Raw genomic sequence first — 21806 nt, forward strand, 5'->3', positions numbered from 1 at the left:
GCGCGTACCGGGACCCCGGCGCGCAGATAGGCGGCGTCGGTCATTCGGAAAGCGCCCATGCCTGGACGGGGGCGGGAAAACCAGAGCCGTTCTCGCTATGCTCGGTTGTGCGGGACTTGCGTCGTGTCCCGGACGCTCCGGCCTCCCGACCGCCAGCCCGGCCTCGACGCCCATCAGCGTATCGGCCGTGACCCATCGCGGCGAGCACGGTTCGCGGCGGTTCAGGGCCCCGCGGCGTGTCACGCCCCCGTCATCGCCTGATGATAGGGACCGATCCACGGCGAAATCACCAGACCCTATGCCGCCACTCAGCCCGCTCGGCATGTCCGTGCGGGCTCTTGTGCGTGTGCCGCGGCCTTGACCCGGGCCTTGGGGCGCAACCGTCCATTCGTCGCGGGGCGGGCGAGGCCTCCGATCCGTCCGGCGTCAGCCTTCGGCGTGTTCTGCGCCTGCGAGCTGGCCACGCGATTCGTAGGCCATCCGGGACATCCGAAAACGTCGCCGCACGCCGGCCCGGATCGAACCGCCACCGGTGCCGGTTGGTCGGCGCGTGACACTCGCACGCACGGACGGTCGCGCGCTTGTTGCTGCGGAGCAACAAGCCGCATCAATCCGCAGCATTCGGCCGGCCGTCTTCTAGTCAATTCCGCACCTAGTGAGCATTTTCATGCTGCAGGCGCGGGCAAGAAAGTCCGTATCGGCTCGGAACCGCATCATAATGCAAAAACGTTAGGCGTTTCAGAGTTGAGCGGTTCGGCCGCCAGAGGACACATTTGTATGCTGTACCTGATGCGCGACGCCTACGACCAGATGCTCTCGCCCATGCGGGTGGCCGCTGAGCTGGCACGGACGGCCTGTGAGAACCCGTTCAGCCCGCTCTCCTATGCGCCCACCAGCCGAGCCGTCGCGGCCGGCTGTGAGCTGTTCGAGCGGGCCACACGCACCTACGCCAAGCCCGCCTTCAACCTGGCGGTCCCCGAGCGCGTGGTCTGGGAACGTCCGTTCTGCCGCGTCCTGGCCTTCGGCGAGCCGTCGACGAAGCCGAAGCTCCTGCTGGTGGCTCCGCTATCCGGGCATTACGCGACGCTGCTGCGCGGCACGGTCGCGGCCTTCCTCGAGACGCATCAGGTGTTCATCACCGATTGGGCCGATGCCAAGAAGGTGCCGCTCTCGGCCGGTCGCTTCGACCTCGACGATTACATCGACACCTGCATCGAGCTGTTCACGGCCCTGGGGCCGGATCTGCACGTCGCCGCGGTGTGCCAGCCCTCGGTCCCCGTTCTGGCCGCGATCGCGCGCATGGAGGCGGAGGAGCACCCGCTGGTCCCGCGATCCGCCGTCCTGATCGGGGGCCCCATCGACACCCGCCGCTCGCCGACGGCCGTGAACCGGCTGCCGCAGGAGCGGAACATTGCCTGGTTCGAGCGTCACTGCATCCATTCGGTGCCGTGGACGCATCAGGGTCACGGCCGCAACGTCTATCCCGGCTTCCTCCAGTTGGCCGGCTTCATCAGCATGAATCTGGATCGTCATCACACGGCCCACCTCGATATGTTCAACCATCTCGTCCAGGGCGACGGGGATTCTGCGGCCAAGCACCGCGAGTTCTACGACGAGTACCTCGCCGTGATGGACCTGCCCGCGGAGTATTATCTTCAGACGGTCGAGACGGTGTTCATCGAGCATCGCCTGCCCAAGGGAGAGATGCGCCACCGCGGCAAGACCGTCGACCTGAGCGCGATCCGGCGTTGTGCCCTGATGGCGATCGAGGGCGAGAAGGACGACATCACGGGCGTCGGTCAGACCCGTGCCGCACTCGACCTGACGCTCAACCTGCCGGACAGCAAGAAGGCCTACCATCTTCAGATGGGTGCGGGACATTACGGCGTCTTCAACGGCTCCCGCTTCCGTGCCGAGATCGTGCCGAAAATCGTCGCGTTCATGGAAGCGCACGGTGAGGCGGCGTCCCTGCCGATCACGCTCCCGGACGCGGTCGCACCGTCTATCGAAGCCGGCCGGGACGTGCCGGCAACGATGATCGCCGACAGCATCCTGGCCGCCCGCGCGATCACACCGGAGATACGCGCTTAGCAGGTCCGAAGCGTCCCGCGGCGCGGGACGCTCAGTGGGTCATGCCGCTTCCCCGCGAGGCGCGGGACCTCCGTCCTGCGGTGGCCTCGGCCTGTTGGCCGAAGAACGGCTTAGCCTGCCGTGTGAGTTGCTCGGCGCGCTTGACGAGGACGTCGCGTTGCCTCTGCCGCTTCTGCTGCAATTGAAACAGGATGCGTTCCCGCTCGTCGGCCGGGCCTGACCAGCCTTCGAGGCGCTCACAATCGCTCTGGAATTCGAATTCGACGTCCGCGAGGGCAGCCAGGGTCGATTGGAGCAGACCGGTCAGGCCGTCGAGTCCAGGCCCCGCATCGCGCCCAACCGGTGCTGCCGCGGTTTCGGTATCGTCCACGGGTGGCGTCGGGTTGAACCAAGTCAGCCGCGTGACCCTGAGGAGGACGTTGGATGCGGCGACGAGCTGCCCCGACGTATCACGCAGGGGCGTGGGGTACGGCATGAAGGGAATGCGCGTCCCGTCGGGCCGCTCCAGCATCGCCTGAACACCGCGCACGGGTGTGCCCTGCTTGATCGCCACGGCCATGGGGCACTGATCGAAAGGCAGGACCGCACCGTCCATCGTGTAGATGCGCCAGCACCCGCACCAGCGCGTCTTTCCGAGTTCCGGACGATAGCCCCACAGGTCCGCGGCCGCCTCGTTGTAATAGGTCAGCCAGCCCTCGGCATCGGTCGTGTAGACCGGTGAACTGAAATCCTTGAACGCGTCGGCACGGGACGGCTCACGATTCCAGTCGGCAGCGGGGCCTACAAACTCAAAGTCGTCGTCGTCCGGAAACATGCTGTTCTCCCTCGACAAACGGGCGAGGAAATGCCCGCCAAAGCATTCCGGTCGCCCCCCTCTGTCGCGGGTGCCTGGAGCCGCATTCACCCCCAAGAGGGCAGCAGCTCTTCAAGGACGCGGAACGCGTCGCACTCCAGATCGTCCAACGCTGCGCGATTGTGCCTCGAAGCTCCCGGGGGCGGTCGCTCCTCGACGCCATGACCGGCTTTCGCCGGTCTGGGCTCTCCCGCAATGTCTTGTACGGACATCGCTGTCTCGCACAGACCGAACCTTACTTCAAGAGCGTTTTATTGGGTTGTTCGCAGTATAAGGAGTATTTTCTCCGCCGGATGGAGAGGGTGCACAATTCGATTGTTTGCACGCCGTCGCAATGTTTTATCGACGGATGGGATTAACCACGCATTCGTGATGAAAGCTTGCGCGGCGCGCAAGGGCCCTGCCGTCGTACTGCGGCACGCCGGGCCTCCGCAGTGCCGTCTCCGGTCACGGGGGCGCGATCTTTTGCGCTGGCCGACGACGTGCTTAGGCAAGCCTGCACGATCGAGCTTGTCGCCGATGCGACCGTGGCCGCCACGCCTCGACGGCTACCGCGCGGTGGTCTGTCAGACGTGCTGCAATTCTTCACACGGGCTCGGCCGCCGCCGTTCGACCCTGCGGGCGTCGGCGCGGCCGTTCAGCGAGTTCAGGAGGACGACAGCGGGACGCGGCATCGGCGCGGGGTCACGGGCAGGCCGGCATCTGCCGACCGTACCGAGGATGTGTACGGCGCGACGGCACGCACCGAGGGCACCGCAATCGCGGGTCCAGAGCAGCGCCGCGCCGAGCGAGTGCCGGGTGTTGAGCACGGGCATCCATCGCGGCGGGAGCCGAAGCGGAAGATTCCCGCGGCTTCCAACGGCACGGCGGCGGGCGTCATGCCGGCCGGTACCAGGAACAAACCTGCCAGCGACCAAGCAGCCCCCACTGCCGATATGTCGCCCAGCCCGGAGCCGGATCCGCGCTCTCCCTCGTCCCTGTCTCTACGGACCACGTTCCGTGGATCACACGAAGTGCGCGGGCAGCGCCGCTGTCTGCGCGGTCTGGAGGAGGGCAAGGGCCGAGGCCGACATCATGAACCAAGCCACAATGCGGTCCGTCACACTCATGCCCCTGGTCATCATCCGGGCGGCCATCGGTCGTCCCCTCGTTCGTGCAGCCGGGGATCGGCTGTCCTGGGACGGCCTTATGGTTAAGCTGGATTGCGCCGTCATTGCTTCGGTTGTTGCGTGGGATCGCGGCAGAACCGTCGAGCCACCATTTGTCGTGGGTTGGGCCACCGGGATACCGGCAGGCCCAGCACTGCAGGCCGCCGCCCGCTACATCGGCGGCGTGACACCGTCCTTGCCCACGTTGGCCCGGAGCGCCGTCAGTGTGTCGCCGTGACGCTCGGCGGTGACGAAGACCTTTGCGCCGGGGCGGATGGCCGATTGATCAGCCGGCTCATAGGCCACGATCGGCGTCTGAGGCAGCACCGCCACGGTCTTCGCCTCGCCGTCACCGTAGGTCAGCGTGAGCATCTGCTCGCCGTTGGCGGCGCTGCTTCTCGAGACCGTGCCGTTGGTCATGGCGCTCTTGACCTTGGGCGCCGGGGACGCAGCGACCCTCACGGTACCGTTGGTCATCGCGCTCTTCACTCGTCCGCCGCCCGCCAAGGTGTCGGGGATCGTGTCCCAGTCGCGGTGCCCTTCACCGGTTCCACGCATGGCCTCGGGGAAGATGTGGATTTCCAGGGCGGTCGGCGGGTTGTCGCCCTTGGTAGCGGTCCCGACGAAAGAACCGGTGGTGATGGCGCTGAGGCTGGATTTCACCAGTGAGACGACCTTCGTATCCTTGGTCAGAGCGATGGTCGCCGTGCCACCGTCGATCGTGTGAACGGTCATCGATCCGGCGTCGACCGCCTCGACCGTGCCCCTGATGCGTTCGGGTGCCGACGCGGCCAGAACCGCGCCGGGCAGCGCCAGCAGGCAGACGACGGCCCGTCCCATGAAAAGCTTCACGCGGTCCTCCTGAGTTCGATCCGACAGTCATGTAGCGCGGGACTTCCTTCGCGCCGGTCCGGCGCCCTGCATTCGGTATTCATTCGGGCGGCGCGCTCAGCCCACCGCTCTCGTCGGCGCCGCCTGACGGAATTGCCACGCACCGCGGGCCTGATTCAGACGGTATGCCCCATCCTGCCCGCATCGCGGCTGAGCGCCCGCTCTGGACCCTCTCGGCAGCGGAGAGCCGCCGTCGTGTTCCCGGTAGACGCTGCCCGGTCTCCCGGCCGGACTGATCCCGAACCGGCGCGGACAGGTCCGCGGCGACACTGGGGTGCGTGCACGGTTTCGGGCGACGCTCCATCGCGCGCCATACATCGCCAGGGGTGCAGCGCCGTCGCCTTGACCGACGGGGCGTCGGCCGAAGTCGCGCGTGAACGGGAAATGGCGCGGCTATGTGCGGCCGAACGGAGTGATGATTTGGCCGCGCGCGCCGCCGTGACCGTCGATGTGGCTCCGACGGTTTCGGGTTGGCGCTCGGCTGTATCAGTCGGAGCGCGTCGGGGTCGAACAGCTGTTCGTGGCTCCGCGCAGCGGCTTGAGCGAAATGTCGATGATCCGATCTTGCGTATCGGAGCGAGGCCTGAGCCCAGGTTTCGATGGCGCAGGCTTTCCACGCGTGGTCGGGCGGACAGAGCCATGCGCTGATGTTCAGCAGCCGGACGATAGGCCGAACACCCATGGTTCGGGCGACGCGAACCGGCCGAATGCGAAGGTTCGGGCCAGATTACCCGGACGGCCTGCATCAACGGTGTGCACGAGCACGATTTTAAACACAGAGGACTATCGACGTTTCTTAAGCGTGCCAGGCTTGAACTATCACGCGCAAATTCCAGTTCTCGGAGGATGTTACAGCGTGGTCCCATCTTTGTCGGCGACCTGAAGCCTGTCGGCGTGCCCCGGGCTCTCGCGGTCGTGCGGCCCGGTGACTCGCTGACATCCCTCGTTACGATCTCGATTTCCTGCCTCTCGACCCTCACGCTGCTCGCCGCGGGCGCAGCGTGGCTCGTCACGCACGGCGATTGGACGTCCCCGACATTCACCCTGCAGCCGGGATCGGCGGCATCCGCTCAGCGACCACATGCATCTGTTTTCCCGGCCTGGGTCGAGGTTCCGCACCTGACAGGACCGCTCGCGCACGCGAACGATCCGGACACGTTCTCCATCGCCGACGGACCCCGCACGTTCCTCGATCCGAGCCCTGCGGACGCGTACGAGCAGCAGATCTTCCTGCCGCCCCGCGCCAACCCCCGCCTTCCACTGATCGGCCGAGCGCCCCTCGATGCGACGCGTCTGACGCATGAGCTGCCGCCCGCCTGGAACGAACGCCCGGATTTGCAGGACATCGCGACGGTAGCCCCGCCATCGGCCGTGGCGACGCTCGAACCGGACGGACCGCAATCCACGCAGGATCGGGCCGAGACGACGACGGCACGAACCCTGCCGGCCGATCCGATGCCGACCATCCCGCCCCCGCGATCGGCCCCAGCGCGAGTGCCGACCGAGATCGCCGTTCGCTCCCCACCGACGATCAGCACTGCACCCCCGCTCGGACCCGTGGCGACGCTTGGCCCGGACCCGTCGTTGCCGGTGGTGGATCGAATGAGCCCGATCACGCCGCCCCGTGACATAGGGGCCGTGGTGGCGCCGATCCTGAATCCCGGGCCGGCAAGGCACGCGCGGTCGCTCAGGGGACCACGAGCGGCGGCAGCGGCTCCCCGGCCGCGCAAGCCCGACCGCGATGCCGGGCAGACCGCGAGCATCATCGGCCGATCGCCCTCGGCTCGGGCCGGGATCGATGCCGCCGCAGTCGCGCGTGCCTCCGTGCACCGGGCGCGAGCCCATCGTGCCCCTTCTGCGCCCCCATCCGCACCGTCCTCCCCCTGGACGCTGCCACCAGCCCTCGCGCCGACGGACTAGCCCAGGGCCGCGGCCCCTCGTTCACCTCGCGAAGAAGGAAATTTTCGATGTTCAGACGTTCGATCGCCTGCGCGGCCCTCATCTCGGCTCTGGCGGGGCCGGCTCTGGCGCAGGATGTGCCCGCCGAGCCGGATACCTCGGCGGCGACGTGGCAAATGCCCTGGCAGATCGCACCGATTGGCCCGGCCTCGGCGGCGGCCGGTGAGCAGACGATCATGTCGATGGTGCCCGGAACCGGTTTGGTGAAGGGGACCGCCGTCGCCCTGCAATCCATCGGACAGCCCTTGCCGGAGGTGCCGGGCCGCAATCGAACCGTCGACACCTGCCGCGCGACCGTCATGAGCGAGGCCGGCAAGGCCGGCATGAAGCAGGTCGAAGCGGTCTCGGCCGGTGTGGATAAGACGAACAAGAAGGGCGACTACTTCGCGCCGGTATTGTTCCGCATCACGTACGCGACACCGATGATGTACGAGGTGCGCGAGGCCACGATGATCTGCGTCGTGAACCGTAAGGGCGCCATCGTCGACGCCTACATGCCTGCCGACGCGTCGATCGTCGCGCAGTGGACAGCCCTCGGCCGCCGCTGAGTGGAAAGTCCCGAGCGACCGGCCGGATGCCGAGGGTCAGCCGAGCGTCAGACGAGCAGCACCGGGATCTATCCTCCGCGATCCCCGGTGCAGTCTCGTCGGCGCAGTCACGCGAGAGATTTGGGACGCCGCACGATCCGGCGTGCGCCGGATCGTGCGCCTGAGCGTCGGCTTCTCGTCCCCGCGGCGGGAGGAGACCTTGGGGCCGCCCCCGGGATCTCGACGCCGCCGGGCTACCTCCGGTCGTGATGGACGACGGCGACGCGATCCCCATCGGCACTGCCGGCCCTCCCCTATGCGGCGGCGCCGGATGCTCGCGGGGTGTCTGATGAAGGCGGCCCGCGGCGCGTCATCGGCGAAGGACCGATCGTAGCCCCGGGAGGACGCAAGACCTCGAAACGTTTTCGCTGAGGCGTGCGTTACCGGACTGCTATATCGACGAGGTTCCCGTGCGCCATCGCCCTCTCGCAGCAGCTCTTCCGCTCCTGCTCTTTTTCTCGGGAGCAGCCTTCGCGCAAGCGCCAGCAGCGGCTCCGCCTGCGTTAGCCCTCGGTTCGACCGGCGCTTGGGCTACGGTGACGGGAACCGCGACGGGTCGACCAGCCGACACCGTGACGAACGACTCGGCGGGTGGGGGCAATGCCGGTCAGCCCGAACGGCCGCTGCTCCAGGGCGGCGGCGGAAGGTGATTGTGAAGCTCCGGGCCTGGTCCGCCCGTGGCCGCTAGCCGTTGTCAGTCCGCTCTGAAGACCACGGAGGTGCCGAGGTCGCCCGCACGCGCGTGCCTCGCTCGTCCACGGGGCGGCAGGCTGGCCGGTCTCACAGTTGCGACGGGGGGCGAAACCGTGCCGACGGTTCTTCGGCCGTAACCGGAACGCGGATTGGTCGCTCAGCTCGCCGTCGTCCCAACGCCGATTGCGCGGTCTGCGGCAAGAAGGGCCTGGAGACTGAACCGGTCCGGACGCGGTGGTGAGACCGTCTCTATCCGAAAGGCTGGGCCCATACCGCGTTGATGGATGGCCGCATCGTCTCAGTTCTGACGCGGAAACTGCGGATGCGATAACGTCATCGACGTGGATAGCACCCCCGGGGCGCATCGGGCGCCCCGACGTCGCTACGAGTTGTCGAGCGCAACTCCAAACATGGTGCCTGAGGTGCCATAGCTCCAGGAGCGTATTGCGATGCGAGGACAGGCGATCAGGTGGTTAGGCTTAGGTCTCATCGCGACATATGCGATGCCTGCCTATGCTGACGTGAAAGTCGAGGATGCCAAGATCACGGGCGGTTATCTGTGGGTTCTCGGGTATGCCGACGAGCGCGACAGCGAAATCACCCTCGACGGCAAATTCCCTCAGCACACCGACGCGAAGGGCTATTTCGAATTCCGGGTCGTCTATCACCCGGCCACCTGTATCGCGACGCTTCGGACACCGAGACAGTCCCGCGACATCGTGGTCAGCGATTGCGGTCAGCAGGGGCCGCAGGCACCGGGGCTCGTCGGACCAGCCGGGCCATCCGGACCGCGCGGTGAGGCGGGGCCGCAGGGGGAGGCAGGTCCGAAAGGTGACAGGGGGGCCATGGGCCAGCCCGGTCCGATGGGTGCGCAGGGCGAACCCGGTCCGGCAGGTCCTCCGGGGCCGGCCGGTGTTGCCGGAGCAGTTGGGCCAGCCGGACCGCCCGGACCACGAGGACCCCAGGGAGCTCCTGGCCCAGTCGGAAAGATGGGACCGCCCGGTGCTTCTCCGGCGGTGAAATCTCCGTCGACCACAAGCTCAGTGGTCAAGCGCGGGACAACACATCCGCAGCCAGAACCGGAGGTCCCCCCCGCGGCGACCAGGGACGCTGAGCCCGGGTCGGGGAGCGCTGTCGACGATCGGTACTGAGCCACCGACGCATCCGTCGGCTTGTAGGCGCAGCTTCCGTTGACCAGGCGCGGGGGCAAGCCGAAACCCCTCCGATCGGGAAGGCAGCACCTGTGAGGTTGATCAGCGCGACCGATCGAACCCGCCCTGCATGCGGGGCAGCACGAACGGCCGCGTCATGAGCCGAAAGTTCGCGATGGGGATGCTGAAGATCGGGGCGATACTCGTGGCGGCCATCAGCACCGCGACCGCTTGGCTGAAAGCCGACTTGCCGCCGAAGGGCGCGCCCTCCGTCAACATGCCTGCGCCGAGCGCGCGGTACGCAGGGGGTTGAACGAGCGTCCTCTTTCCTGACTGATCAGCTGTACGGACCACCGAACAGGTCATCCAGCGCTCTGCACCGGAAGAGCGTGTGCCGCCGCCCGCCCTGAACTTCCGGCTGATTGGGGATTGTGAGGCAGCGCCGGGCCGAGAGGTCGGCGGCGTCGCGGCCTGGATCAGGCCTTCGCGCACCCTGCGGCAGCGCCCCGTCGCGCCCGGTCCGAAATAGCGGTCGGGTCCGGAAGCCCGACTCGGATCGGGCCATGTCGCGCTTCGTGCTGAGGCTCATCCGGAGGGGTGACCCGGCCTTGCAACCCGGTCAGCAACTCACGTCCAGCTGAAACATATCGGGCTACGGTAGAATGGTGCCCAGGAAAGGACTCGAACCTTCACCTCTCGCGAGACTGGTACCTGAAACCAGCGCGTCTACCAATTCCGCCACCTGGGCTCGCCGTCGGCCAGTGGCCGGCGACGGCTCCGTTTAGGCAACCGAGCCGTCGCCGTCAATCGCGATTTCAGCCCCTGGGCCAGTCCCGGATGTCGATGAAGCGCCCGGCCACCGCGGCGGCGGCGGCCATCGCGGGGGAGACCAGGTGCGTGCGCCCACGCGGACCCTGCCGCCCCTCGAAATTGCGGTTCGACGTCGAGGCGCAGCGTTCGCCCGGACGCAGCTTGTCCGGGTTCATGCCCAGGCACATCGAGCAGCCCGGCTCGCGCCAGTCGAAGCCCGCCGCCTTCAGGATCTTATCGAGCCCCTCGGCCTCCGCCTGGGCCTTCACCAGGCCGGAGCCGGGGACGATCATGGCGGACACGCCGTCATGCACCTTGCGGTCACCGACCACCCGGGCAACCTCGCGCAGATCCTCGATGCGCCCGTTGGTGCAGGACCCGATGAAGATCCGATCCAGGGTGATGTCGGTGATCCGGGTGCCCGGCGTCAGGCCCATGTAGGCCAGCGCCTTCTCCTTCGACTGCCGCTTGTTCTCGTCGGCGATCTCGGCCGGATCCGGGATGCGGCCCTGGATCGAGATCACGTCCTCGGGGCTCGTCCCCCAGCTCACCAGCGGCGGCAGGTTGGCGGCGTCGAGCCGCACCTCGCGGTCGAAGAAGGCGCCCTCGTCGGTCACGAGGCCCTCCCAGTAGCGCCGGGCGGCATCGAAGGCGGCGCCCTTCGGAGCCTTCGGCCGGTCCTTCACGTACGCGAAGGTGGTGGCGTCGGGGGCGACCATGCCGGCGCGGGCTCCGCCCTCGATCGACATGTTGCAGATCGTCATCCGGCCTTCCATCGAGAGGCCGCGGATCGCCGCGCCGGCATACTCGATGACGTGGCCGGTGCCGCCCGCGGTGCCGATCTCGCCGATGATCGCCAGGATGATGTCCTTCGCGGTCACGCCGTCCGACAAGGCGCCGTCGACGGTCACGCGCATGTTCTTGGCCTTGCGCTGCACCAGGGTCTGGGTGGCGAGGACGTGCTCGACCTCCGAGGTGCCGATGCCGTGCGCCAGCGCCCCGAAGGCCCCGTGCGTCGAGGTGTGCGAATCGCCGCACACGATGGTCTGGCCGGGGAGCGTGAAGCCCTGCTCGGGCCCGATGATGTGGACGATGCCCTGGCGCACGTCGAGGGCATCGTAGAACTCGATGCCGAAGTCGCGCACGTTCTCGGCCAGCGCCTCGAGCTGCGTGCGGCTCTCGGGATCGTCGATGCCCTGCGAGCGGTCGGAGGTCTGGACGTTGTGGTCGACGACCGCCAGCGTCTTCTCCGGGTGGCGCACCTTGCGGCCCGCCACGCGCAATCCCTCGAAGGCCTGCGGGCTCGTCACTTCGTGGACCAGGTGGCGGTCGATGTAGAGGAGGCTGGAGCCGTCCGGCTGGACATCGACGACGTGGTCGTCCCAGATCTTGTCGTAGAGGGTGCGCGGGCTGGTCATCGGTTTTCGTCTTCGGAGATGCGTCGGTGCACGGTGCTCGCGGAAATGCGTCATCCTTAGTAGGCATCGCGGGCGGTTTTCGGAAGGGGCGAAGCCTGCCGCAGCCGGATACCCGCCCGGCGCTCGCGGGCGGATGTCACGCGCGAGGTCCGGATCGACTGGCGCCGCCCCCCGCCGAGGCCCTATGGCGGGTGGAGGATCCGACGGCTTCGCTGGCTGGTCGGGAATGGCCGGCGAACGGCCGACTTGGGAGTGAAAGATGCCTGATGCCGCGGCCGACATCCTGTTCCTGCGGAAGATGCATCCGCTGGTCGAGACGTCGCTGGACGGGCGGCACAACGTGCATCGCCTCGCGGGCGCCGCGGATCCGGAGGCGATGCTGGAGACGATCGGGCCGCGGATCCGCGGGCTCTGCGTCGGCGGTCAGGTCGGCATCGACGGGGCGCTGATGGATCGTCTGCCGAACCTGGAGATCATCGCCAATTTCGGCGTCGGCTACGACGCGGTCGATGCCGCCGAGGCGCACCGGCGCGGCGTCATCGTCACCAACACCCCGGACGTGCTCACCGACGAGGTCGCCGACCTCGCAATCGGCCTCGTGCTCGCGACGCTGCGGCGCCTGCCCCAGGCCGACCGCTACCTCCGCGAGGGACACTGGCCGAAGGCGCCGTTCCCCCTCACGGCCTCGCTGCGCGGGCGGCGGGTCGGCATCCTGGGACTCGGCCGGATCGGCCGGGCCATCGCCAAGCGCCTCGAAAGTTTCGGCGTCGAGATCGCGTATCACGGTCGGCGCCGCCAGTCGGACGCGCCTTACGCCTATCACGACAGCTTGGTCGGCCTCGCGCAGGCCGTCCACGTGCTGATCGTGGTCGCGCCGGGCGGCTCCGACACCCGCGGGCTCGTCGACACGGCGGTACTGGAGGCGCTCGGCCCCGAGGGCATCCTGGTCAACGTCGCCCGCGGCAGCCTCGTGGACGAGGCGGCCCTCACCGCCGCGCTCAAGGCGGGCACCATCCTGGGCGCGGGCCTCGACGTGTTCGAGAACGAACCGCATGTCCCGTCGGACCTCGCCGCCCTCGAGAACACCGTGCTGCTGCCCCATGTCGGATCGGCCTCCGAGCATACCCGCGCCGCCATGGCCCAGCTCGTCGTCGACAACGTGATCTCCTGGTTCGAGGGACGGGGACCTCTGACACCGGTCGGCGAAACCCCCTGGAAACCGAAGGCGTGAGACGCACGCGGGCGCGGTTCCTGACGCTCCTCGCGCTGGCGTCCTGCCCGGCGGCGGCGCAGGAGCTGCCGGCAACGCAGGATTTGCCGGCAACGCAGAACCTGCCGGCGACGACCCCCGACCAGACGGCCCCGGCCGAGGAGGCGCCGGCCGCGCCCCCGGCACCGCCCAGCCTGCCGGGGAAGCTCGGCGAGGTGCCCGGCACCTGGGATCTCTCGCGCGACGGGAGCAACCGGCGCTGCGTCGTGACCCTCGGCCTGGAGAGCGGCGAGGCCGGTCGGAAGCTGCGCTTTCCAGCCGGATGCCGGCGCGCCCTGCCGGTGATGAACGGGGTCGCGGGATGGCTCTTCGCCGACGGGGCCGTGCGCTTGGTCGATCGCAACGTGCGCCCGGTTCTCGACTTCACCCGCCGGCCGGACCAGCGCAGCCTCGTCGCCCAGGCCGAGGGCGGCGAGCGCTACAGCTTCGTGCCCCTCGACATCGTGGCGATGCGACCCGGCGGGGCGCCGGCTGCCGAAGCCGAGCCTGCGGCACCGGCACCCTCCCCGCTCCAGGCCGCGCCGCCGGTTCCGGCCGGACTTGAGCCTGCTCCGGTCGCGGCTCCTGGTCCCCCCCCGGGCATCTACGCCCTCGACCGCTTCCAGGAACGCGACACCTGCCGGATCACCCTCGATGGCGGCGGTGGCGGCGTGACGATCGTGCCCGGTTGCCACGACGGTGGCCTGGAGGTGTTCGATCCGGTGCGCTGGCGCTACGCCAACGGGCGCATGACGCTCACGGCCAAGCGCGGCCACAGCATCGACCTCGTGCCGAGCGGCGACGGGCGCTGGCGGCGCGACCCGGAGGTCGGCACCACCTTCGTGCTGCGCCGCGTCGACTGACCTACCGGGCGCCGCCGCGGCCGTCCTGGACCGGGAGCATCCGTTCCAGAAGGCCGTCGCGGCGGATCACGAGATGCCACACCGTCCCGGCGATGTGCAGCAGCACCAGGGCGTAGACGGCCCATTGCCCGGCGACGTGGATCGACTCGGCCACCTTCTGGGCCGCCTCATCCTTCTGCAGGCCCGGAACGGTGAACAGCCAGAAATACGGGGTGTCGCGGCCCGAGAGCGCGCTCAGCAGGTAGCCGCTGACCGGCATGATCAGGAAGATCGCGTAGAGCAGCCAGTGGTTGACGTGGCCGATCAGCGTCAGGAGACGCGGGGCCTGCGGGTCCGGCGGCGCCGGCCGGACCATGCGCCAGACGATCCGCAGGACGACGATCGCCAGGATCGTCAGCCCCACGGACTTGTGGAGCACGAACATGCTGCCCTTGGCCGGCGACGGCGGCAGGCTGATCGCGACCCAGGCCAACGGCAGAATGGCGAGCGCCAGGGCCGCCGTGACCCAGTGCAGCGCCTGCGATACCGGATGGTAGCGGGGGAGTCCGGAGGCCGTGACGTAGGTGGCCGGCTGCGGCGTGATGGCCTTGCCGGACATGATCGGAGAACCTGACATGATCCCTCGCGGATGAGCGTGGTCCATCCGGGATCTAGGGCCTCTGGCCCTAGGGGGGAGTGGCCATCAGGCCGCCGCGCCGGCGTCGACGATCCGTTTCACGTCGAGCAGGGCTGCGAGTTCCGTCGCCGCGGCGCCGAGCCGGGATGCCACGGTCTCGTTGACCACTTGGCCGTCCACGAGGTCGTCGGAGCCGGCATAGACCGAGGTCGGCGCGACGTGGGACGCGAAGAAGCCGAAGAGCGGCCGCAATCCGTGCTCGACCACGAGGGCGTGGCGCAGGCCTCCGCCGGTCGCCGTGAGCGCCACCGGCATGCCGGCCATCCGGGCCGGATCGACGAAGTCGAAGACGTGCTTGAACAGGCCGGCATAGCCGCCCTGGTAGACCGGCGTGCCGACGATCAGGGCATCGGCGCCCTCGATCGCCTCGATCAGCCGGGCGGCCGCCGGGGAGAGGTCCTCGCGCTGCGTCGCGCCCAGGCCCGGTCCCGCATCGATCAGGTCGTAGACGGTCAGATCGATGCGGCGCAGGCGTCCCAGCTCGGCGCCGAGCGATTCCACCAGAACGCGGGTGCGCGACGGCCGCTTGGCGCTCCCCGAGAAGGCAACCACGCGGGCAAGCCTCGGCTTGTTGTTCGGCTCGATACTCACCGGGAACCTTTCCGCCGCAGGACGCCCCGATGCGGGACCGCGTACAATTCCGGCGCGTGCAACGGACGCGCCTCGGGCGACATGACGGTACCGCAATATCCCTGCGGATGAACACTCGGCGCATCCGCGCGCCGTCGCCGAACCGTTGGATGGAGCCCGATCGTCATGGCCGGAGCCTCCACACGTGGCTGCGCTTGATCTCGGCATCTTCGAGCGACCGCGATACCGGCACCGCGTAGGTCTCCAGGCATTCGAGCCGCTCCCGCGGCAGGTAGGTCCGGCCCGGATCGCCGATCAGCACGGTGGTTCCCCGAGCCTGAAGGCCGGAGAGCCACGCTGTGACGGCCTGCGCGAGGTCGCGCTCGTAGAAGACGTCCGCCGCCAGGACGAGGTCGGCGTCGGGCGCCCCGTCGAGGAGATTGCGGGACACGGGCTCGATGAGCTCCGCGACGGCGTTGGCGGCGGCGTTCAGGCCGATCGCCGCCGTGGCGAAGGGGTCGAGGTCGCTGGCGATGACGTGCCGCGCCCCCGATCGGGCGGCCGCGATCGCCACCAGGCCGGAGCCCGACGCGAAATCCACAGCCGTCGCCCCCGCCGCGATCTCCGGATGATCGAGGACGTAGCGCGCGAGGGCCTGTCCGCCGGCCCAGGCGAAGGCCCAGAACGGCGGCGGCAGCCCGATCTCCTGAAGCTCGTGCTCGGTCTTCTGCCACAACTCGGTCGCCTCGTCGGCCACGTGGAGACGGATCTCGGGGGCGTGCGGGACCGGCAGCAGGCGGGTATGGGCGCGGATGAAAGCGGTGGGATCGTCGGGCGCGCGCATGGTCAGGCGTCCAGCAGATCGCGCCAGACCGCGCGGACGCCGTCGGTGACGGCCGCCTCGGTGAAGCCGCCGGTCTCGATTCGCGTCCGCGCGGCCGCGCCGAGGGCGGCCAAGAGCGCCGGGTCGCCGCTCAGGCGGACCAGGGCGCGGGACAGGGCCGGCGCGTCGTCGGGCGGGACCAGCAGGCCCTCGACGCCGTCGCGCACGAGGCTACGGCAGCCTGGGACGTCGGAGGCGACGAGCGCCCGACCGCATGCGGCCGCCTCCAGCAGCGTGCGCGGCAGCCCCTCCCCGCCCCGGGACGGGAGACAGGCGACGTGATGGCCGGCCCAAACGGCGGATACGTCCTCGGTCGGTCCGTGCCACGCGACACCGTCGCGGCTCCAGTCGCGCAGCGCCGCCTCGGCGATCGAGCGGCGGTTCGACGGATCTGGCGCGCCGTACAGGGCGAGTTCGACCGGAGCGCCCTGCGCGCGGGCGAGGCGGGCCGCCTCCACGGCGACGTCGATCCCCTTGGACCAGAGCATCCGGGCCACCACCGCCACCCGCAAGGGCGGCAGCGTCGGCAGGGGGCTCGGGGCGAAACGCACCGGATCGACCCCGGCGCCGCCGACAACCGTGACCGATTGTTCCAGTGGATCCAGCCCGAGGGCGCGGGCGTCGTCGGGGTTCTCGAACAGGAAGCGCGTTCCTCGCGACGCCAGGGGACCGCGGATCAGCGTCCGCAGGGCGAGGCGCGCCGCGCTTCCGATCCGGTCGGTCCGAGCGCCGACGAGGCCGAGCCCGGTCAGGGCATAGACCCGGGCGGGGATGCCCGCCATGGCGGCGGCCGTGCCGCCGACCAGGATGCCCCGCAGGGCGATGCAGTGGACGATGTCGGCCTTGAGCGCCTTCAGGATCCCGGCGAGCTGGCCGGCTGCGTAGCCGGCCGCCATCGGGTTGAGGCTCGCCCGCTCCGCCTCCAGGGCGACGACCTGGGCGCCCGTCGCCTCGATGGCCGCGCGGTGGTCCCGCACCCGGGTGACGACGGCCACCGAGAGGCCCATCCCGATCGCGGCCCGCGCCATCGGCAGGAAATGCGAGGCGAAGAACCAGTCCTCTGTCACCACGAAAACCAGGCGGCGCATCGGGCTGGGCAGATTATCGGGTACGGGCGCGGAATCCATGAGGCTCCTCTAGCACGACGCGGCGCTGCATCCTGCGACCGATGCGCAGGTCCGGAACGGCGCTGCGGGCGGCAGGTTGACCAAGGCCTTCTTGCCGGGACCGGACGCCCGGCGGCGTATACCGGAGGGGTAGGCCATGGCGGTTGTCGAGACGGCTGAAAACGGTGGAACTCTCCGTGCCGCGGCCGAGGAAGCCGGGCTCGTCTACGTCGACGACAGTCGGCCCGGCCTGACGCGCAAGCGCAGCGGCACCGGGTTCCGCTATCTCGACGCGAAGGGTTCGCCCCTGCGGGACAAGGCCGCGCTGGCCCGCATCCGGTCGCTGGCGGTGCCGCCGGCCTACACGGATGTCTGGATCTGCCCCCGCAGCAACGGGCACATCCAGGCCACGGGCCGGGATGCCAAGGGCCGGAAGCAGTACCGCTACCACCCGGATTTCCGGCAGGCGCGAGAGGCGAACAAGTTCTCGCGGATCATGGCCTTCGCGAACGCGCTGCCGGCCATCCGCCAGCGCGTCGACAGCGACATGAAGGGCCCGGGACTCTCCCGCGACAAGGTGCTGGCCACCGTCGTCCACCTTCTCGAGACCACGCTGATCCGGGTCGGCAACGACGATTACGCCCGCACCAACAAGAGCTACGGGCTCACCACCCTGCGCGACCCCCACGTGCGGGTCGACGGCGCGGCCCTGACGTTCCGGTTCAAGGGCAAGAGCGGCAAGGTCTGGAACGTGGCCCTCAAGGACCGGCGCGTCGCCAGGATCGTGAAGGCCTGCCAGGACCTGCCGGGCCAGGAACTGTTCCAGTACATCGACACGGATGGCACGCAGCGCGACGTCACCTCTTCGGACGTGAACGCTTACCTGCGCGAGATCGCCGGCGAGGACTTCACGGCCAAGGACTTCCGCACCTGGGCCGGGACGGTGCTGGCGGCGCTGGCGCTGCGCGAGTTCGAGACCTTCGACAGCGCAGCCGGTGCTAAGCGGAACATCCGGACGGCGATCGAGAGCGTCGCGGGCCGCCTCGGCAACACGCCGACGATCTGCCGCAAGTGCTACATTCATCCCCAGGTGCTCGACTGTTATCTGGAGGGCGGGCTGCTCCTCCAGGTGAAGGATGCCGTCGAATCCGAGCTGAGCAACGATCTCTCCAGCCTGCGTCCCGAAGAGGCGGCGGTTCTCGGCCTGCTTCAGGTGCGGTTGGCCGCAGCCGAGGACGAGGCCCGGGCCGGGAAGCGGGTGAAGCCCGCCGCGAAGAGCGGTGGGACAGGCAAGAAGCCGCGCGGTCGGACATCCGCCAAGGCGGCCGGCTCCCGAGCGCGTCCCCCCGCGACGGGGGAGCTCGTGCCGGAGGCCCGGGCCGAGACGCGAGCCGAGACCCGGGCCGGCGCGGCCTGAGGACGGAGCAGCCCCATGGGGCTGCCCGAGATGTTCGTCAGTGACGGGACTGGTTGTCGCCGTTCGACGTCCGGCTGTCGGTGCCGCGCCGGACCTGTTCGCCACTCTCGACCACGGGTGCCAGACCGAGCTGGCGAGCGAGGGAGACCAGGTCCTTCAACCGGCCCGTCTGGGTCTTGCGGCGCAGGTTGAGACGATGGGTCTCGACGGTCCGCACGCTGAGAGCCAGACGCCGGGCAACCTCCTTGTTGCTGAAGCCGGAGCTGAGGAAGCGGAGCACCTCGGCCTCGCGCGGCGTGAGGCCCAGGCTGTCGGCCGGCTCGTTCGACAGGGTGACGGGCTGCTCCGGCGGCGCCAGGCAATCCGAACCCTCCGCGAGGGCGAGCAGGGCGGCCCCGAGGTCGCGAGGCGACTTCGAGCGCGCCACGAACGCGTCGGCTCCTACGGCCAGCAGGGCGCGAAGATCGTCCGCGGTCAGCGCGCCGAACACCACCAGCGTACGGAGGTTGGGCTGGCGCTCCTTCAGTCCGACGATGCGGGCGATTCCATCCGCGAGCCGGATCTCGTCGAGAAAGATCAGCGCGACGGTGCTGGCGGTATCGGCTCTTTCCAGGTCCGCTTCGCCGATCGTGTGGAGCTCGGGCATGTGCTCCAATGTGGCGCGAACAGTCGCGCTCAGGTCTTGCGGTTCATCCAGGATCAGAACGCCAACGGCCGTACTCATGACCTCGCACCTCTCTCTCCCGGCTTGATACAAGTGACCGGGCTCGAAGTCGAAGTTCCAAGATTCGTTCCAGCGAAGGTTCGCGAATATTAAGCTTGATATCGGCTGATTCGACCCAATCTTCGGGATACTGATCGTTTTGGAGGGCCGATCTGAGACAGCCCGGCGATCCGCCCGCCGCGACTGTGCCGTTTTGGGACGGCGCGGCTGTGTCAGCTCGCGACAGCCAGGGCGTCGCCCGGATAGGACGCCACCCGGTTGCGGCCGCCGCTCTTGGCCGCGTAGAGGGCGATGTCGGCGCGCTTGACCAGGGCTTCGACGCTGTCGCCGTTGATCCAGGTGCTGACGCCGAAGCTGCAGGTCAGCCGGATCGTGCCGTGCGCGCCGCGGATGCGCTGCCTCTGGATGGCCGCGCGCAGACGCTCGGCCCGCGCGGCCGCGTCGCCGATGCCGCAGCCGGGCAGCACCACCGCAAATTCCTCGCCGCCCAGGCGGCCGGCGATGCCCTCGCCGGCGATCAACTGGGCGACGGCCTTGATGGCGACGTCGCCGACGTCGTGGCCGTGCTCGTCGTTGATGTGCTTGAAATAATCGATGTCGAGGAGGATTGCCGAGATTCCACCGGGTCGGCGGTGCTGTTCCGCCGCGTTGCGTGCCCGGTTGAAGAACGCGCGCCGGTTGTAGGAACCGGTCAGCGGATCCGTCTCAGCGAGGCGGATCAACTCCTCCTGCATGGTCGTCAGGCGCTCGGCCGCGCGGAGGCGGGCATTCAGTTCCTCGGCGCTCGGCGGCTTCTCGATGAAGTCGTCGGCGCCGCTGTCGAGGGCCTCGGCCAGGCTGCGGACGTTGCGGGCGGACGACATCGTGATGACGTGCAGCGGTCCGCGTTCCTCGGCGAGCAGGCGTGCCGCCCAGCAGAGTTCGAGGCCGCACAGGGGCCGAACCTCGAGACTCGTGATCAGGACGCGCACCGCGGGCGTCGCGGCGAGGAAGGCGAGCGCCTGCGCGGAATCCGTGAACGGGTGCACGGCATGGCCCCGCGGCTCGATCAGCGAGGCGATGATCTGGAGCACGACGCGGCTCGAATCGACGATGACGATCTGCATGGCGCGACCCGGATCTGATATCCGCGGTCTAAGTCAGAAGACTTAACCCACCACCAACGGGCTTATTCCAATATGAAGGTCGCCACGACGACGCCAGACCGGCGCTACATCGTCGTTCGCGGGCGCTTTTGGCGCAGCGCCAATCCCGCGCTGTCGCCCGAGCGCCGGGAAGAACTCGTCGTCCAGCTGATGACGGCCCGCCGCGCTGTTCAGGCCGCGAAGCGCGCGGAGCGTGAGGGTGGAACCGGAGCGGGGCCCGCCCTCGCCGCGGCCAGGGCGAACGTCGATGCGGCCAAGGTCGCCCTGGGCGAGCGCGGTCCGGTCTGGTGGGACGACGGCGCGCCCGACCTCAACCGCAGGCTGGCGCGCAACACGTCCTATGCCGACTGGTATGCCGCGATCAGCGACGGGGAACCTGAACCGTGATCACCCGGGCGCCCGCCGTCTGACCCTCCTCGAGGCTCCGGACCCGGTTGCGCCCGTGGGGGACAGCCGCATTGATGACGGTGAGCGTCGGTGCCGCCGCGGGCGGCGCCGCGATCCCCGAGACGGTCGGAACCCCGTAGGTCCCGTAGCTCCACGGAGACGGTACGATCTCGGAAGGCCGGGGCACGCGGGTCAGGGGGGCGCCGATATAGGACCCGCGCACGAACTCGCCGCCGAAGCCGTCATAGCCCCCGTACGCCGGGCCCCCGTAAGCTGCACCCCTGAAAGCCGGGCCGTACGGGTGCTGCCGATGGACGGTTTCCGCCGAGACCGGCGCCGCCAGGGTCAGGGCGAGAAGCGTCAGGGTCGTCCGGGTCACCATGGAAACCGCTCCGGTGCGCGTCGGCGCGAGCAGATCGCGCGGGATGCAGGGGAACGGACCGGAACACCGGCCGTTCCGGAACGGCAGCTGCGGAGATTGCGTAAGTCTTCGGTTGTGCCCAGGAGACGGGCGGGTGCGACGGCGATCCCGCGGCGGTGCGTTCAGCGGCAGGTCGTGATCCGCCGAACCACCCAGCCCTCGCCCTCGATCCATAAGCGGCGGCGCGCCCGACTGCAGGTGGCGTCGTCGTCGCGCTCGACCGCCGCGGTGTGGACCTGCGGGCTGGCCTCGGCGACCTTGGTCTCCGCTGGGCCGTTCGCGGCCTGGGCGGCGAAGGTGGCGAACACGGCGATGCCGGCCACGCCTGCGGCTTTCAATGAAATCATCATATCGGGGAGAAGCGCTCTGCGGCCGTGCTTGGGGATCGCTTCATGAATGCACGGGCCGCCATTTCGGTTTCATCGTTCGCGGTGGATGGTGTGTCCGCTCGCAGGGCGGTCGCCGTGCTTAGTTTTCCCGCCTTTCGCGGGTAAGGAAGAACAAAACCGGATGCGCTGGCGCCCGGGGCGGCCCGCGCTGTTCCGGAACGCCCCATCGAGGGCCTGTCAGGTTCGGTCCACGCAGCAAGGGTTCATGAGCAAGCCGAAGCCCCCGACCAACGCGCTCCTGACGCCGGAGAAGCGCGCTGAGGACGCCGACCAGACGATCCGTCCGCTGAGCCTGTCCGAGTTTATCGGGCAGCGTGCGGCGCGGGCGAACATGCAGGTGTTCATCGAGGCGGCGCGCCGGACCGGGCAGGCGCT

Annotated in this window: 18 protein-coding genes, 1 tRNA gene and 1 pseudogene; 7 read left to right on the forward strand and 13 right to left on the reverse strand. The window is 69.1% G+C overall.

The window, feature by feature from the left end:
- Positions 1–777: 777 nt before the first annotated feature.
- Positions 778–2091: a polyhydroxyalkanoate depolymerase gene (locus MFF58_RS11330; RefSeq protein WP_238287390.1), complete on the forward strand. Its 1314-nt coding sequence runs from the start codon at positions 778–780 to the stop codon at positions 2089–2091.
- A 31-nt stretch (positions 2092–2122) separates the two neighbouring features.
- On the opposite strand, the gene MFF58_RS11335 is transcribed toward MFF58_RS11330, so the two are convergent.
- Complete coding sequence (locus MFF58_RS11335; RefSeq protein WP_238287348.1) at positions 2123–2905, reverse strand: PAS domain-containing protein; 783 nt, start codon at positions 2903–2905, stop codon at positions 2123–2125.
- Between the two features lie 1358 nt (positions 2906–4263).
- On the reverse strand, positions 4264–4932 hold the full coding sequence (locus MFF58_RS11340; RefSeq protein WP_238287349.1) for a metal ABC transporter permease: 669 nt from the start codon (positions 4930–4932) through the stop codon (positions 4264–4266).
- A gap of 2126 nt (positions 4933–7058) precedes the next feature.
- Between MFF58_RS11340 and MFF58_RS11345 the strand changes: the two genes are divergently transcribed.
- Positions 7059–7490, forward strand: a complete 432-nt coding sequence (locus MFF58_RS11345; protein ID WP_238287350.1) for a hypothetical protein — start codon at positions 7059–7061, stop codon at positions 7488–7490.
- 1985 nt (positions 7491–9475) lie between these two features.
- On the opposite strand, the gene MFF58_RS11355 is transcribed toward MFF58_RS11345, so the two are convergent.
- The 3 genes from MFF58_RS11355 to leuC form a co-directional block, all read right to left on the reverse strand.
- Positions 9476–9739: a hypothetical protein gene (locus MFF58_RS11355; protein ID WP_238287352.1), complete on the reverse strand. Its 264-nt coding sequence runs from the start codon at positions 9737–9739 to the stop codon at positions 9476–9478.
- A gap of 297 nt (positions 9740–10036) precedes the next feature.
- A tRNA-Leu gene (locus tag MFF58_RS11360) sits at positions 10037–10121 on the reverse strand.
- A 67-nt stretch (positions 10122–10188) separates the two neighbouring features.
- Positions 10189–11601, reverse strand: coding sequence for a 3-isopropylmalate dehydratase large subunit (gene leuC, locus MFF58_RS11365; RefSeq protein ID WP_238287353.1), 1413 nt, complete (start codon positions 11599–11601; stop codon positions 10189–10191).
- Between the two features lie 259 nt (positions 11602–11860).
- On the opposite strand from leuC, the gene MFF58_RS11370 reads away from it, so the two are divergent.
- Complete coding sequence (locus MFF58_RS11370; RefSeq protein WP_238287354.1) at positions 11861–12832, forward strand: 2-hydroxyacid dehydrogenase; 972 nt, start codon at positions 11861–11863, stop codon at positions 12830–12832.
- Positions 12829–13713, forward strand: coding sequence for an AprI/Inh family metalloprotease inhibitor (locus MFF58_RS11375; protein WP_238287356.1), 885 nt, complete (start codon positions 12829–12831; stop codon positions 13711–13713). The genes MFF58_RS11370 and MFF58_RS11375 overlap by 4 nt, the downstream gene beginning before the upstream one ends.
- Before the next feature lies 1 nt (position 13714).
- Here MFF58_RS11375 and MFF58_RS11380 read toward each other — a convergent pair whose 3' ends face one another.
- The 4 genes from MFF58_RS11380 to MFF58_RS11395 all read right to left on the reverse strand — a co-directional run bounded on the left by MFF58_RS11380 (position 13715) and on the right by MFF58_RS11395 (position 16930).
- Entirely contained in the window at positions 13715–14329 is a 615-nt protein-coding gene (locus MFF58_RS11380; protein WP_238287358.1) for a cytochrome b, read from the reverse strand.
- 66 nt (positions 14330–14395) lie between these two features.
- Entirely contained in the window at positions 14396–14980 is a 585-nt protein-coding gene (locus MFF58_RS11385; RefSeq protein WP_238287361.1) for an NAD(P)H-dependent oxidoreductase, read from the reverse strand.
- Positions 14981–15143: 163 nt separating this feature from the next.
- Complete coding sequence (locus MFF58_RS11390; RefSeq protein ID WP_238287362.1) at positions 15144–15803, reverse strand: class I SAM-dependent methyltransferase; 660 nt, start codon at positions 15801–15803, stop codon at positions 15144–15146.
- A 2-nt stretch (positions 15804–15805) separates the two neighbouring features.
- A complete protein-coding gene (locus MFF58_RS11395; RefSeq protein WP_373323324.1) occupies positions 15806–16930 on the reverse strand; it encodes a glycosyltransferase family 4 protein in 1125 nt (374 codons plus the stop codon).
- A gap of 175 nt (positions 16931–17105) precedes the next feature.
- On the opposite strand from MFF58_RS11395, the gene MFF58_RS11400 reads away from it, so the two are divergent.
- A complete protein-coding gene (locus MFF58_RS11400) occupies positions 17106–18365 on the forward strand; it encodes a DNA topoisomerase IB (RefSeq protein ID WP_238287365.1) in 1260 nt (419 codons plus the stop codon).
- A gap of 37 nt (positions 18366–18402) precedes the next feature.
- On the opposite strand, the gene MFF58_RS11405 is transcribed toward MFF58_RS11400, so the two are convergent.
- On the reverse strand, positions 18403–19089 hold the full coding sequence (locus tag MFF58_RS11405) for a LuxR C-terminal-related transcriptional regulator (protein ID WP_238287367.1): 687 nt from the start codon (positions 19087–19089) through the stop codon (positions 18403–18405).
- 212 nt (positions 19090–19301) lie between these two features.
- Complete coding sequence (locus MFF58_RS11410) at positions 19302–20195, reverse strand: GGDEF domain-containing protein (protein WP_238287369.1); 894 nt, start codon at positions 20193–20195, stop codon at positions 19302–19304.
- A gap of 72 nt (positions 20196–20267) precedes the next feature.
- Here MFF58_RS11410 and MFF58_RS11415 point away from each other — a divergent pair, with 72 nt between their 5' ends.
- Positions 20268–20621, forward strand: coding sequence for a hypothetical protein (locus tag MFF58_RS11415; RefSeq protein WP_238287371.1), 354 nt, complete (start codon positions 20268–20270; stop codon positions 20619–20621).
- On the opposite strand, the gene MFF58_RS11420 is transcribed toward MFF58_RS11415, so the two are convergent.
- Together MFF58_RS11420 and MFF58_RS11425 are read right to left on the reverse strand one after the other, a co-directional pair.
- Positions 20596–21003: a hypothetical protein gene (locus tag MFF58_RS11420; protein ID WP_238287374.1), complete on the reverse strand. Its 408-nt coding sequence runs from the start codon at positions 21001–21003 to the stop codon at positions 20596–20598. The genes MFF58_RS11415 and MFF58_RS11420 overlap by 26 nt on opposite strands.
- Before the next feature lie 161 nt (positions 21004–21164).
- Positions 21165–21389: a hypothetical protein gene (locus tag MFF58_RS11425; RefSeq protein WP_238287375.1), complete on the reverse strand. Its 225-nt coding sequence runs from the start codon at positions 21387–21389 to the stop codon at positions 21165–21167.
- 247 nt (positions 21390–21636) lie between these two features.
- Between MFF58_RS11425 and MFF58_RS11430 the strand changes: the two are divergent.
- A pseudogene (locus MFF58_RS11430) lies at positions 21637–21806 on the forward strand (Holliday junction branch migration DNA helicase RuvB); the annotation flags it as partial.

It is taken from the genome of Methylobacterium longum (assembly GCF_022179385.1).
GTDB classification, from domain to species: domain Bacteria; phylum Pseudomonadota; class Alphaproteobacteria; order Rhizobiales; family Beijerinckiaceae; genus Methylobacterium; species Methylobacterium longum.

Coding starts and splice junctions, on each gene's coding strand:
- MFF58_RS11355 (WP_238287352.1), bottom strand. CDS start 9,739: ATGACCTGTTCGGTGGTCCGTACAGCTGATCAGTCAGGAAAGAGGACG.
- MFF58_RS11370 (WP_238287354.1), top strand. CDS start 11,861: ATGCCTGATGCCGCGGCCGACATCCTGTTCCTGCGGAAGATGCATCCG.
- MFF58_RS11340 (WP_238287349.1), bottom strand. CDS start 4,932: ATGGGACGGGCCGTCGTCTGCCTGCTGGCGCTGCCCGGCGCGGTTCTG.
- MFF58_RS11425 (WP_238287375.1), bottom strand. CDS start 21,389: ATGATTTCATTGAAAGCCGCAGGCGTGGCCGGCATCGCCGTGTTCGCC.
- MFF58_RS11390 (WP_238287362.1), bottom strand. CDS start 15,803: ATGCGCGCGCCCGACGATCCCACCGCTTTCATCCGCGCCCATACCCGC.
- MFF58_RS11395 (WP_373323324.1), bottom strand. CDS start 16,930: ATGCGCCGCCTGGTTTTCGTGGTGACAGAGGACTGGTTCTTCGCCTCG.
- MFF58_RS11410 (WP_238287369.1), bottom strand. CDS start 20,195: ATGCAGATCGTCATCGTCGATTCGAGCCGCGTCGTGCTCCAGATCATC.
- MFF58_RS11330 (WP_238287390.1), top strand. CDS start 778: ATGCTGTACCTGATGCGCGACGCCTACGACCAGATGCTCTCGCCCATG.
- MFF58_RS11380 (WP_238287358.1), bottom strand. CDS start 14,329: ATGTCAGGTTCTCCGATCATGTCCGGCAAGGCCATCACGCCGCAGCCG.
- MFF58_RS11335 (WP_238287348.1), bottom strand. CDS start 2,905: ATGTTTCCGGACGACGACGACTTTGAGTTTGTAGGCCCCGCTGCCGAC.
- leuC (WP_238287353.1), bottom strand. CDS start 11,601: ATGACCAGCCCGCGCACCCTCTACGACAAGATCTGGGACGACCACGTC.
- MFF58_RS11405 (WP_238287367.1), bottom strand. CDS start 19,089: ATGAGTACGGCCGTTGGCGTTCTGATCCTGGATGAACCGCAAGACCTG.
- MFF58_RS11420 (WP_238287374.1), bottom strand. CDS start 21,003: ATGGTGACCCGGACGACCCTGACGCTTCTCGCCCTGACCCTGGCGGCG.
- MFF58_RS11345 (WP_238287350.1), top strand. CDS start 7,059: ATGCCCTGGCAGATCGCACCGATTGGCCCGGCCTCGGCGGCGGCCGGT.
- MFF58_RS11400 (WP_238287365.1), top strand. CDS start 17,106: ATGGCGGTTGTCGAGACGGCTGAAAACGGTGGAACTCTCCGTGCCGCG.
- MFF58_RS11415 (WP_238287371.1), top strand. CDS start 20,268: ATGAAGGTCGCCACGACGACGCCAGACCGGCGCTACATCGTCGTTCGC.